Raw genomic sequence first — 13,103 nt, 5'->3', positions numbered from 1 at the left:
AGTGAATATTGATTGCGATAACTAACCGCTAACTTGCCGTTAATTCATTGATTTTTACTTTATGTAGACTAAAGTCTAGGCTATTTTTTGTCAATTTTAGACTTAGGTCTAATTTATAAACTAACGCTGACTCTCTACTGTTACTAACATAATAAATAGCTTTGATTAAAATTCGATCAAAGTGATGAAATAGAGAGTGATATGCCGAACTTGTTTAATCATAGTGATCATAGTGGTCAACAAGCACAATTGTCTTGGTTGCAATCGAGCAATGGTGAATGGTTTTATTTCAGAGACAAAAATTTTATTAATGAAGATACGCTATTAGCTCGCGAGCAAGATTATATCTGGTTAGTTTCACAAGCTACTTCCGCTGATAAAGTCAGTGGTTATCGTGTGGCTAATCAAACAATAGAAGAGTTTATTGAGCAATTAGCCGATGTTAATCAGGTTGTTGTGTTTGGCGTTCCTCATGAGAAGAAAGGTAATGCGATTCATGTTTATGTTGAGTTAAATAACCCAGCTACTGAATTATCGACACTATCAAACACTATTAATGCAAAACTTGCCAGCTGTTTGGGTGACTTTGCTCAGGCTGATACCATCAAATTTGTTGATCAATTACCGATTACTCACAACAAAAATGTTTCTAGAAAAATATTAAAATCTCAAAATATAACCATGAATTACGCAGCATAAAAATTATAAAAAAAACGATAACGGTTTCTAATTTTTATTAAAAATACGCTATCAAAAATTAAAACGATAAAAACACGACCAGAGCATATCTTTTGTTGCTCTAAGATCAATAACACACGGGGAAAGTAAAAATGTTTAATATGAAAAAGCTTTTATTAGCAACAGGTCTTTTGGCTATGGCCGGCAGTGCAACTGCTGGTTATGAAATTAAATTGTCAGACAAAGATACCATTACTTTTGGTGGTTATGTCAAACTAGACGCACGATATGTTGACGGTAACATTAACAGTATCACTAATGATTATTGGGTCGGTGCAGGTAACGTTGGCGATATTTCTCGAACTAGCCTTCGAGCAACAGAAACGCGCATTAATACTAAATATGTTCATGGTGATGTAACTGGCTTTATTGAGTTTGATCTTCATGGCGGCGGTGGTAATGAAATTGTTTCAAACTCATCAAATCCAAGATTACGTCACGCATTTATCAAATATAAAAATATTCTAGTTGGCCAAACATGGTCAACATTTGTTAATACCAGTGCTTTAGTTGATGGAGTCGATTTTGGTGGCCCGCTTAATGCTTCTGCGTTTATTAGACAAGGACAAGTACGTTATACCCAAGGCAATTTTCAAGTTGCCTTAGAAAACCCTGAATCTGACAAAGGTGATTCAAGTCAAGATTCTATGCCTGACGTTGTTGCTAAGTATACCTTTAATGGTGACTGGGGTAATGTTTCTGTTGCGGGTTTAGCTCGTCAATTAAATACTGTTGGTGGTAATTCTGAGTCAGCATTTGGTTACGGTATTTCAGGTAAAATCAACACGTATGGTAAAGATGACTTGCGTTTTCAAATACACGGTGGTGACACCGGACGTTACGTTGGTGTAGTAGCTGCGCGTGATTTAGTGGGCGAAAAAGTAGAAGAATCAAAATCTTACATGGTCGCTTATCGCCATTTTTGGAGTGATGATATTCGCAGTACTGCATTTTATGGTAAAACAACGACAGAAGTTGCTGATACCGATAGAAGACATTGGGGCGTTAATCTCTTTAAAAGCTACACCAAAGAGCTTTCATTTGGTGTCGAAGTAGGCAACTTTGAATCTATAGATCAAAATGCTGATTCAGATTACGTACAATTTTCAGCTAAATACGTGCTTTAGTTTAACATCTTATGTTAGTTAACCTCCCAACCGAGGTTGTTTTGGGGAAGCTTCTGGCTTCCCCTTTTTTTATGTTCAGGATGAAAGGTATGTCATGATCACATGGATGTGAAAGAATGACGATGTTCAGGATGAAGGGTATGTCATGATCATATGGTCGTTTCTTGCCATCTCGATAATTGCTCCTGCATTACTCTAATGACTTACGTCTATGTAAGAACATGGCATTACGACATTAATGCGCCCATGCATGTCGATGTTCAGACCATCCATGGCTTCACGGCATGAGTGCATTATGCATCCCATTCATAGCCATCCGGTAATTGCTCCTTGCATTACTCTAATGACTTACCTCCATATAAAAATATCCACCTTGATGAATATCCATCTTGATTTAGCCGTTTCTGCTATCTTTATGGCGCTTGTTTTTAACTGATAACTTATAACTGACAGCTAATAACTATTAACTTAACAATAAGTTAATAGTTATTTTTTTAGGTTGGCAAAAGCGTCAGCAAAGGCATTACCCATAGCGGCATTATTTGAGGCTTTTGGTTGCTGTGTTTTTGCCTTATTTTTGCTCTGTTGTGGTGGTTTAGCACTTTTGTCGTTAGCTTGTGCTTTTTGAGACTGTCCTGAAGGCTGACTTTTTGTTTGTGCTATTGTTTCATCTAAACGCATAGTTAAACTGATACGTTTGCGTTGTGGGTCAACTTCCGTCACTTTAACTTTGACCACTTCACCGGCTTTGACAATTTCATGCGGGTCACTGACAAACTTATCGGTCAGTGAAGAAATATGCACTAAACCGTCTTGATGCACACCCACATCAACAAAAGCGCCAAAATTCGCTACGTTAGAAATAACCCCTTCGAGTATCATGCCCACTTTAAGGTCGTTAATGGTATTAACACCGGCTTGAAAAGTGGCGGTTTTAAATTCTGGACGAGGATCACGACCGGGTTTTTCTAATTCGCTAATAATATCTTTAATGGTTAGCGCACCAAAAGCATCGCTAGTTAAGCTGTCGATATTAATTTTTTCTAGCGTTGATATATTACCCATTACTTGACTGATATCAGTGTCGAGTTGTTGTAATATTTGCTCAACTAAGCGGTAAGTTTCAGGATGAACGCCTGAATAGTCTAGCGGGTTATTACCCTGGCTTATGCGCAAGAAGCCTGCGGCTTGTTCAAAGGCTTTTGGTCCTAAGCGAGCGACTTTTTTTAATTCATTGCGATTGTTAAATCGGCCGTGTTCATCGCGAAAACTAACGACATTATTTGCCATAGTTTTGTTTAAACCTGAAACCCGTGATAACAAAGCGGCAGAAGCACTATTTAAGTCAACCCCAACAGCGTTAACACAATCTTCAATAACATTGTCTAAGGTTTGGCTGAGTTGGCTTTGGCTGACATCATGTTGATATTGACCAACACCAATGGCTTTGGGATCTATTTTCACTAGCTCTGCCAAGGGGTCTTGTAAGCGGCGTGCAATAGATACCGCACCGCGAATTGACACATCTAAATCGGGAAACTCTTTGGCGGCAAATTCTGATGCTGAATAGACTGATGCGCCGGCTTCACTGACAATCACTTTGGTGGGCTTATTAGTTGCTAACTTAGTAATAACATCGGCGATAAGCTGGTCACTTTCACGTGAAGCCGTGCCGTTACCTATCGCGACTAATTCTACTTTATGTTGTTGGCATAAATTAACTAAAGTACGTACTGATTTATCCCAATGATTTTGTGGCGCATGAGGAAATATAGTCGCCGTTTGTAATAATTTACCGGTAGCATCAACAATCGCCAATTTACAGCCGGTTCTAAGACCGGGATCTAAACCTAAGGTTGTTTTTGGCCCTGCTGGCGCCGCCATCATTAAGTCGTTTAAATTACGTGAAAAAACCTTAATCGCTTCAATTTCCGCTTGTTCGCGTAATTGACCTAATAATTCTGTTTCCAAACTTTGGCTTAACTTTATTTTCCAGGTTGTTTGTACCACTTTAGTTAAAAATGTTGCCGCAGCTTGCCCAGTTAAGCGCAAATTGAAATGCTCGGTGATCAGCTGTTGTGCACTTGAAAAAGCCCCTTCTTGGCCGGGGTCGACATCAATACTTAATGATAATAATTTTTCATTACGACCGCGTAACATAGCAAGCATACGGTGTGATGGCACCGACTTTAATAATTCGGAATGCTGAAAGTAATCACGATATTTTGCTGCGGCTTTATCTTTGCCTTTGATTAATTTACTGCAAAGGTGTGCTTGCTTAAGTAAATGACGGCGTAATTTTTGAATTAAATTAGCGTCTTCGGCAAAGCGCTCTACCAGAATATAGTGCGCACCTTCAAGTACTGAATTTTCATCAAGAAAGCCTTGCTCTTTATTGATGAAGGCTTGTGCTTCCTGTTCAGGGTTAAGTTGCCAATTATTATAAATTTTATTGGCTAAAGGCTCTAAACCCGCAGCAATCGCAATTTGCCCTTTGGTTCTTCTTTTCGGTTTAAAAGGTAAGTAAAGATCTTCTAAACGAGTTTTATTGTCGGCATTATTGAGGTCAGCCGCTAACGCAGGGCTTAATTTACCTTGTTGCTCAATATTGGTCATAATAACTTTTCGACGATCGGCTAAATCTCGCAAATAAACTAAGCGTTGCGCTAAGTAACGCAAATGATTGTCATCAAGCCCTTGAGTGACTTCTTTTCTATAGCGAGCAATAAAAGGAACCGTTGAACCTTCATCTAATAAGTTTATAGCCGCATTTATTTGGCTGGTTTTTACATCAATTTCTTTGGCTATTTGCTCAGCAATGGGGGTCATCTATACGGGATCCTAGTTGAATAAAAGTGGGGTGTTTACCGTCTATTTGTTGCACATAGTATATACCCAAACGCTCGCAAGGTGCGATATACCGGCTAAGATTTTTTCTTGTCAGCGAGAAAAAACTATACAGGTTAAGCGCTTAATATGTTTTTAATAGAGAAGCATTTAATTTAACGTTACAATACTGGCATACGTTAATGCCAAGTTAATCAATTTATGCTTAATGACAACTTGTATTATGTAACTTTATAAAAATAATCGGACAAATTATGGCTCTCTCTGTTGTTATCTTAGCTGCGGGTAAAGGCACTCGCATGCGCTCTGCTTTACCCAAAGTTCTTCATCCCGTTGCTGAAAAGCCGATGGTCTCTCATGTTATTGACGCTGCACGTCAAGTTGATAGCGAAAATATCTACTTGGTTTATGGTTTTGGTGGCGATGTGCTTAAAGCCAAAGTCACGGGTGATGATTTAACCTTTGTAGAACAAAAAGAGCAATTAGGCACAGGTCATGCTGTTGATATGGCATCGCCATTTTTATCTGACGATGAAGATGTATTAGTGCTTTATGGTGATGTACCTTTAACTAAAGTGAGCACATTACAGCGATTAATTGCCGCTAAGCCTGACAATGGTATGGCGTTATTAACCGTGCATTTAGCTAACCCAGCCGGCTATGGTCGTATTATGCGCGATAGCTCAGGCACAGTGGTTGGTATTGTTGAACAAAAAGATGCCACTGCTGAGCAACTATTAGTCAATGAAGCTAACACAGGTATTTTATTGGCCAATGGCGGTGATTTAAAACGCTGGTTAGCCAATTTATCAAGCGATAATGCCCAAGGTGAATATTACTTAACTGACATTATTGCCGCTTGTCATCAAGAAGGTAAGCTTATTGCAACGGCCCACCCTGATAGTGAAATTGAAGTAGAAGGTGCCAACAACCGTGTGCAACTGGCCGGTCTAGAACGCGCGTATCAAATAAGAAAAGCAGAAGCTTTGATGATTGCTGGCGCGAGTTTACGTGATCCTAACCGTATTGATATTCGTGGCCATGTTAGCGTGGGTCAAGAAGTGGTGATCGACGTGAACTGTATTTTTGAAGGCAATGTTGATATTGCCGATAACGCGACCATTGGCGCTAATTGTATTTTAAAAAATTGTACTATCGGCAAAGGTGCTGACATTAAGCCTAATACCATGATCGAAGGTGCCATTATTGGTGAGCTAGCCTCAGTAGGTCCGTTTGCTCGTATTCGCCCCGGCACAGAATTAAAACGTGATGCTCATGTGGGTAATTTTGTTGAAATGAAAAAAACATGCTTAGGCGAAGGTGCAAAAGCGGGCCATTTAAGTTATTTAGGTGATGCAGAAATAGGCGCTAACGCTAACATTGGTGCCGGTACTATTACGTGTAACTATGACGGTGTGAATAAAGCTAAAACAATTATCGGCGCGGGGGCTTTTATCGGTTCAAATGCCTCATTAGTAGCACCTGTTGTTATTGGTGAAATGGCCACAACGGGCGCCGGTTCAGTTATTGTTAAAAATGTTGATGATCATGAATTAAGTGTGGCGCGTGGTAAACAGCGTAATATTGCGGGTTGGAAACGCCCAAGTAAAAAATAACTTTATATTTTTTTATAAGCCTATTAAAATTTATCATGAGAAAAATGCACGAGTTTAACAAGGCGTGCATTTTATTTTTTACCATAACTTATACCCATATCACTCACTTTGTGAGTATTTATACTCGTTAAAATAACTAACAACGACATTATTTATTTCATAGTTAGAACAACTGGTTATTAAATAAATAGTTTATATTGAGCCATTTTCTCTGGCTATAAAATAGCTCAGCCAACGAAGAGAATTCTTATCATCAATGAATTAACGGTTAACGGATAATAAGATTTTAAACACTCATTTACGCTGAAAACCAGATGAGAGTTAATCAATAGTTAAGTAAATTGATGACCGATCTTTAGATAAATATTGTTTTTATTTTCAGCTTTTGTTTTAATAGCTAAGTTTTAAACCGAAACTTTTAAGAGTAAAACGAAAGCAATGTCAAAACGAAATACTCAGCAACGTCGTCACACCATTATTGCCGAGCTAAGCAACCTAGGTGAAGTAAGTGTTGATAGGCTTGCAAAAATGTTTGATACCTCAGAAGTTACTATCCGTAAGGACTTGGCGGTATTAGAAAATAGTGGTTTACTCCTGCGTAGATATGGCGGCGCAGTGCCTTTACCTCATGAAATTATCGCGCCGAAAACAGATAAAGTTTCGAAACGAAAGATAATGATCGCAAAAACAGCGGCATCGCTGATCAGAGACCATAATCGTATTATTTTAGACAGTGGCAGCACAACATCAGCTTTAGTGCGGGAGTTGAATGTAAAACAAGGCCTAGTGGTGATGACTAATTCACTTGCTATAGCGTCTGATTTACATGCGCTAGAAAATGAACCAACATTATTGATGACCGGTGGTACTTGGGACCCGCATTCGGAGTCATTTCAAGGGCAAGTCGCAGAAAGTGTTTTACGCTCTTATGATTTTGATCAGTTATTTATTGGTGCCGATGGCATTGATTTAGCTCGCGGTACAACAACGTTTAATGAACTACTAGGCTTAAGCCGAGTTATGGCTGAAGTATCTCGTGAAGTTATCGTGATGTTAGATTCAGAAAAACTTAATCGCAAAATACCTAATTTAGAATTACCTTGGGGTAAGATTCACACGTTGATCACAGATGCAGATATGCCTGAAAACGTACGAAGTGAAATTATCAAACAAGGCGTTAACCTCGTTATAGCAAGTTAAAAAGGATAGATAATATGTGTGGAATTGTTGGTGCTGTCGCACAGCGCGATGTAGCAGACATTTTAGTAGAAGGTTTGAAACGATTAGAATATCGTGGTTATGACTCTGCTGGTGTGGCCATTGTTGATAATAATAACCAACTTAATCGCGCTCGTCGTTTAGGTAAGGTGCAAGAACTTGCTGATGCATTACATGCTAACCCGATAGTGGGTGGCACGGGTATTGCGCATACACGTTGGGCAACACATGGTGCGCCAAGCGAAGCTAATGCGCATCCGCATATATCGTCAGAAACCATTGCGGTTGTGCACAACGGTATTATTGAAAACCATGAAATTTTACGCACTCGTTTACAAGATTTAGGCTATAACTTTACCTCTGAAACTGACACAGAAGTTATCGCCCACTTAGTGCATCATGAATTAAAATCGACCAATAGTTTGTTAAGCGCTGTTCAAGCGACCGTAAAACAATTAACCGGGGCTTATGGCACTGTTGTGCTTGATACTCGCGACAAAGACCGTGTTGTGGTTGCACGTTCTGGTAGCCCATTAGTGATTGGCTACGGTGTTGGTGAAAATTTTATTGCCTCAGATATGCTGGCACTATTACCCGTGACGCGTAAATTTGCCTTCTTAGAAGAAGGTGATGTTGCCGAAGTTACGCGTTTTGAAGTGAACGTTTTTGATACTAACGGCAAGCCTGTAAAGCGCGAAGCGAAAGAGTCTGCTGTTAGCCATGATGTTGGCGACAAAGGTGAATATCGTCACTACATGCTAAAAGAAACCTTTGAGCAACCTACCGCCATTCGTAATACCTTAGAAGGTCGCTTATTGGGTAACGTTTTAGACATCAATACCTTTGGTGAAGGCGCTGATGATATTTTTCAAAAAATTGAACATGTGCAAATTATTGCCTGTGGTACCAGTTACCATTCAGGTATGGTGGCACGCTATTGGTTAGAAGCCTTAGCTGGCGTGTCATGTAATATAGAAATTGCCAGTGAATTTAGATACCGCCAATCGCACGTACCTAAAAATGCCTTGTTAGTAACTATTTCACAATCAGGCGAAACTGCTGATACTTTAGCCGCCTTACGTTTAGCTAAACAAATAGGTTATCAAGCTAGTTTAACGATATGTAATGTTGACGGCTCCTCATTAGTACGTGAATCTGACTTGGCCTTTATGACTAAAGCGGGTGCTGAAATAGGCGTTGCTTCAACCAAAGCCTTTACCACTCAACTGGTGGGTTTATTAATGATGACCTTAGCGATTGGTCAGCATCACGGTATGTCAAAAGACAAGCAAACCGAAATTGCTCAATCATTAATGACCTTACCGAGTAAGCTAGAAGAAGTGTTAGCACTTGCGGGCTCAATTGAAGACTTAGCAGAAGATTTTGCTGATAAACATCATGCGTTATTTTTAGGGCGTGGTGATCAGTACCCTATCGCGATGGAGGGGGCATTAAAGCTGAAAGAAATTTCATACATTCATGCTGAAGCCTATGCTGCCGGCGAACTTAAACATGGGCCACTGGCGTTAATTGACGCCGAAATGCCAGTGATCGTTGTCGCACCTCAAAACGATTTAATTGAAAAGTTAAAATCCAATGTGGAGGAAGTACGTGCTCGTGGTGGTTTAATGTATGTATTTGCTGATTCAGACGCTAACTTTAGCAGCGATGACACCATGAAAGTGATTAATGTGCCAGTATGTGATGACTTAATTGCCCCTATCGTTTACACCTTGCCGCTACAATTACTGTCTTACTATGTTGCCATCATCAAAGGTACCGATGTTGACCAACCGCGTAATTTGGCTAAGTCGGTGACGGTTGAATAGTTTTCTGTCATGGGGTTAAAAACTCTAGCAGTTAAATAACATTATAAATTCAAAAGCAGATGAGAACATTTTAAAGCAGCCTTAATATCAGGCTGCTTTTTTTGTTGCTGGGATTGAGGGAATCAAAAAAATTAATTAACAAACATCATCAATGTATCTATTTTAAAGAAAATAATACGGTTATATTTGACGAAATAAATGTAGTTCATTGAAAAATCATTCAATCAATGTAATCAAATTTTAGCATTATGCAGGATTATTTTCCGCTATTGTCCGCCTGATTTTTTAGTGATGAATAAGGTTTAGTGAGTATATTTCAGTGCCGAATAAGGTTTATGTTAACGGGGGACTAATGGTGAATGATAAATATTTTGCCACGGCTAATTAACCTGCTTAAGTTGCTGTACTTATTTAAAGCGAAGTAGCGTCAGAAAGAGACTTTCTGGCGGATAAAATTAGTAACATAAATAAAGTGAACTTATGCGATGAGTTGTGTTATGTTTACGATCAACGGCATGGAAAATAACAAAATGCTGTATTGAGTTAAGGGAGTAAACCATTGATAGCGCATCCAGGGACGATAGATTGGAAGCACTCTTGATGGTTTTTTTGTGGCCAAAATTACTGATTTGTTTTATTTTACGAAAATAGGAGGGTGTAAAAGACCAAGGTCAAAAAAAGATAGAAAAATAAAAAATATAACTATAAAAAATATAACTATACTAATACTAGAGGAAGAGAATATGTCATCAACATTTAAAATAGCTACCTTAGCTTTAGCGGTAAATATCGCTTTAGGTACTGCGCCAGCATTCGCTGCTGAAAATGATGCAGATAAAGTCAAAAAAGAAAACATTGAACGTATCGCTGTTGTAGGCTCTCGTGGTGCACCACGTTCAGTTGATAATTCACCGGTTCCTATTGATTTAATTGGCGCAGAAGAGCTAGAAAGATCGGGTAATACCGATATGCTTGAATTGTTAAAAGGTACTGTACCTTCGTTTAACGTACAGAGTAACCCAATATCAGATGCCGCCAGCTTAGTTAAACCCGCTAACCTTCGTGGTCTTTCATCAGACAGTACGTTAATACTTGTTAATGGTAAACGCCGTCATCGTGCTTCTGTTATTGCATTGTTAGGTGGTGGTATTAATGACGGTGCTCAAGGTCCTGATATTTCAGTTATCCCAAGTTCTGCTCTAAAACAAGTTGAAGTTTTACGTGACGGTGCTGCAGCACAATACGGCTCAGATGCTATCGCAGGTGTAATGAACTTCGTATTAAAAGATGATGCAGATGGTGGTTCATTAAACGTACGTCATGGTTCATATTATGAGGGCGATGGCGATACGACTGAAGTCTCTGGTAATATTGGTATGGCATTGACTGAAGATGGTTTTGCCAACCTGAGTTTTCAATATAAAAATTCTGATGCAACAAGTCGCAGTGTACAACGTCCAGATGCAGCCGGTTTTATTAAAGAAGGTGTGCCAGGTGTGGGTGACCCTGCTCAAGTTTGGGGCTCGCCTGAAGTTAATGACGACATCACTATTTTTGGTAATTTCGGTTTAGATATCGGTAACGACCGTGAAGTTTACATGTTTGGTAACTTCTCAGAACGTGATGTTCGTGGCGGTTTCTATTATCGTAACCCTCATACTCGTGGTGGTGTTTATAGTAACGGCGATACCGATGACGACGGCGATAGTAACCTACTGATTGCCGATTTAGATGGTTTAGATACTGGCGGTACTTGTAGTCCCGTTAACGTAACTTCAGCCAATGTATTAGCCCAAGACGACTATATTAATAATGTTGCCAATAACGACAATTGTTTTGCCTTTAATGAAATGTTACCAGGCGGTTTTACACCTAATTTTGGTGGTAACATCGTTGATACATCACTAACTATGGGAACACGTGGACAGTTTGATGACACTTTGTCTTATGACGTCAGTGGTTCTGTAGGTCGTAACGAATCAAGTTATGTTATTTATGACACGTTGAATGCGTCTTTAGGCCCTGAAACGCCACGTGATTTTAATCCAGGTAGACATATACAATTAGAAAAATTCTTTAACATTGATTTAGTTAAAGAACTTGAAGTAGGCATGGATATGCCACTCATTATTGCTGGTGGTTATGAATACCATCAAGAAACCTTTGAAGTTATAGCTGGTGATGAGGCTTCGTTTATCGCAGGTCCATATACAGAGCAAGGCTTTGGTATTGGTTCTAATGGTTTCCCTGGTTTCAAACCAACAGCTGCAGGTTCATTTTCTCGTCAAAACTATGCGCTTTATCTTGATGTTGAAGCACAATACACTGAAAACTTCTTAATGGGCTATGCCCTACGTTTTGAAGATTACAGTACTTTTGGTAATACCACGAATTATAAAATCACCGCACAATATAATGTTACCGATGATTTTTCAGTACGTGGCTCGGTAAGTTCAGGCTTCCGTGCACCTACGGTTGGTCAAGCTAACTATGCTAATGTGCAAACCTCTTTAGATGGCGGTGAGTTAGTTGATTCTGCTTTACTACCAGCGTCTAACCCTATTGCTATTCAGCTAGGTGCAAAAGAATTAACGCCTGAAGAATCAGAAAGCATTTCATTAGGTGCGGTTTGGGAAATAGAAGGTATCCATTTCACACTTGATTATTATAATATTGAAGTAACTGATCGTGTTTCTCAGTCTACTAAATATACCTTAACAGAGGGTGATAAAGATAAATTAAAAGCGGATGGCGTACCAAACGTAAACTCTATTCAACAAGTAAGTTTCTTTACCAATGATTTTGATACTACCACTGAAGGTATTGATTTTGTGGCTAACTATTCAACGAGTTTGTTAGATGGTGAGACCACATTTGGTTTAGCTTATAACTGGAATGAAACAACCGTTGATACTTACACTGAAATCACAGGTGAAGGTAAAGTTTCTCGTTTAGAAAATGATTTACCAAATCATCGTGCAACATTCACGTGGTCACAAAGTTGGGACGATGTCAGTATGTTTACCCGTGTAAACTACTACGGTGAATACCAAGGCGTGCACGTTGATTGGATAGGCTCTGCAGCTGAACCAGGAACAGAAATTGTTGCTGACTCAGAAGTTACTGTTGATGTTGAAGTGAGCTATCACGTTATGGAAGATTTCAAAGTGAGTGTTGGTGCTCAGAATATATTTGACGAATACCCGAATGAGCTTGATTTTGAGCAACAAACAGGCGGCCAGGCAAATAATACCTGGGGTGGTAAGTACTATGAAACTTCACCATTTGGTTTTAACGGTGGTTTCTACTACGTAAAAGCAACTTATAGCTTTTAAGTTACCTATACTGAATGTGCTCTTGGGTAAAGTAGACCTGCCGATTATCTAGGCATAGTTTTACTTACAGATGAATTTTTCAGTGAGTTAATAATCCGAAATCAAGCAATTGATTTCGGATTTTTTATGTTTAACAGCAAAGAAAAGTAACAACTCGTTTTAACTTCACTGTCATTGCGCCGATCAGCTCATTAATCAAACTTCACCATTACAAGGCTTATTTCAGACAGTAAAATAGCCAGCTACTTAGGAAAAACTGTCCTGAAAATGGTAGGAAAAAGATAAATTTCATCAGTAAATACGGTGGTGAATAATGACAGAATAATCAGTACTAAGTCATGGTCACTATGGCTGATAGTTAAGTCTTACTGAAAGTTATAGCGTTTACTCTGT

General features: G+C 39.1%; 7 protein-coding genes. 6 read left to right on the top strand and 1 reads right to left on the bottom strand.

The annotated features are described in order from the left end of the window. The first annotated feature begins 201 nt into the window (after positions 1–201). Together H4J59_RS17430 and H4J59_RS17425 are read left to right on the top strand one after the other, a co-directional pair. Positions 202–699, top strand: coding sequence for an acyl-CoA synthetase (locus H4J59_RS17430; protein WP_182241270.1), 498 nt, complete (start codon positions 202–204; stop codon positions 697–699). 131 nt (positions 700–830) lie between these two features. Then, positions 831–1,865: a DcaP family trimeric outer membrane transporter gene (locus tag H4J59_RS17425; RefSeq protein WP_182241269.1), complete on the top strand. Its 1,035-nt coding sequence runs from the start codon at positions 831–833 to the stop codon at positions 1,863–1,865. Positions 1,866–2,351: 486 nt separating this feature from the next. On the opposite strand, the gene H4J59_RS17420 is transcribed toward H4J59_RS17425, so the two are convergent. After that, the gene (locus H4J59_RS17420; protein WP_182241268.1) at positions 2,352–4,694 is read right to left on the bottom strand and encodes a Tex family protein; all 2,343 of its coding nucleotides are present in this window, start codon (positions 4,692–4,694) and stop codon (positions 2,352–2,354) included. Between the two features lie 272 nt (positions 4,695–4,966). Between H4J59_RS17420 and glmU the strand changes: the two genes are divergently transcribed. From glmU to H4J59_RS17400, 4 genes are all read left to right on the top strand, one after another. Beyond that, on the top strand, positions 4,967–6,328 hold the full coding sequence (gene glmU, locus H4J59_RS17415; protein WP_182241267.1) for a bifunctional UDP-N-acetylglucosamine diphosphorylase/glucosamine-1-phosphate N-acetyltransferase GlmU: 1,362 nt from the start codon (positions 4,967–4,969) through the stop codon (positions 6,326–6,328). Between the two features lie 438 nt (positions 6,329–6,766). Then, the gene (locus H4J59_RS17410) at positions 6,767–7,528 is read left to right on the top strand and encodes a DeoR/GlpR family DNA-binding transcription regulator (protein ID WP_182136235.1); all 762 of its coding nucleotides are present in this window, start codon (positions 6,767–6,769) and stop codon (positions 7,526–7,528) included. Between the two features lie 14 nt (positions 7,529–7,542). Beyond that, entirely contained in the window at positions 7,543–9,375 is a 1,833-nt protein-coding gene (gene glmS, locus H4J59_RS17405) for a glutamine--fructose-6-phosphate transaminase (isomerizing) (RefSeq protein WP_182241266.1), read from the top strand. A 743-nt stretch (positions 9,376–10,118) separates the two neighbouring features. Next, positions 10,119–12,710, top strand: a complete 2,592-nt coding sequence (locus H4J59_RS17400; RefSeq protein ID WP_182241265.1) for a TonB-dependent siderophore receptor — start codon at positions 10,119–10,121, stop codon at positions 12,708–12,710. Positions 12,711–13,103 lie beyond the last annotated feature (393 nt).

The sequence above is a fragment of the Colwellia sp. MB02u-10 genome (genome assembly GCF_014077185.1).
Lineage (GTDB): Bacteria > Pseudomonadota > Gammaproteobacteria > Enterobacterales > Alteromonadaceae > Cognaticolwellia.
The sequence above is the reverse complement of the archived record's forward strand: the minus strand, read 5'-3'. Positions and strand labels throughout refer to the sequence as shown.

Coding starts and splice junctions, on each gene's coding strand:
- H4J59_RS17430 (WP_182241270.1), top strand. CDS start 202: ATGCCGAACTTGTTTAATCATAGTGATCATAGTGGTCAACAAGCACAA.
- H4J59_RS17425 (WP_182241269.1), top strand. CDS start 831: ATGTTTAATATGAAAAAGCTTTTATTAGCAACAGGTCTTTTGGCTATG.
- H4J59_RS17420 (WP_182241268.1), bottom strand. CDS start 4,694: ATGACCCCCATTGCTGAGCAAATAGCCAAAGAAATTGATGTAAAAACC.
- glmU (WP_182241267.1), top strand. CDS start 4,967: ATGGCTCTCTCTGTTGTTATCTTAGCTGCGGGTAAAGGCACTCGCATG.
- H4J59_RS17410 (WP_182136235.1), top strand. CDS start 6,767: ATGTCAAAACGAAATACTCAGCAACGTCGTCACACCATTATTGCCGAG.
- glmS (WP_182241266.1), top strand. CDS start 7,543: ATGTGTGGAATTGTTGGTGCTGTCGCACAGCGCGATGTAGCAGACATT.
- H4J59_RS17400 (WP_182241265.1), top strand. CDS start 10,119: ATGTCATCAACATTTAAAATAGCTACCTTAGCTTTAGCGGTAAATATC.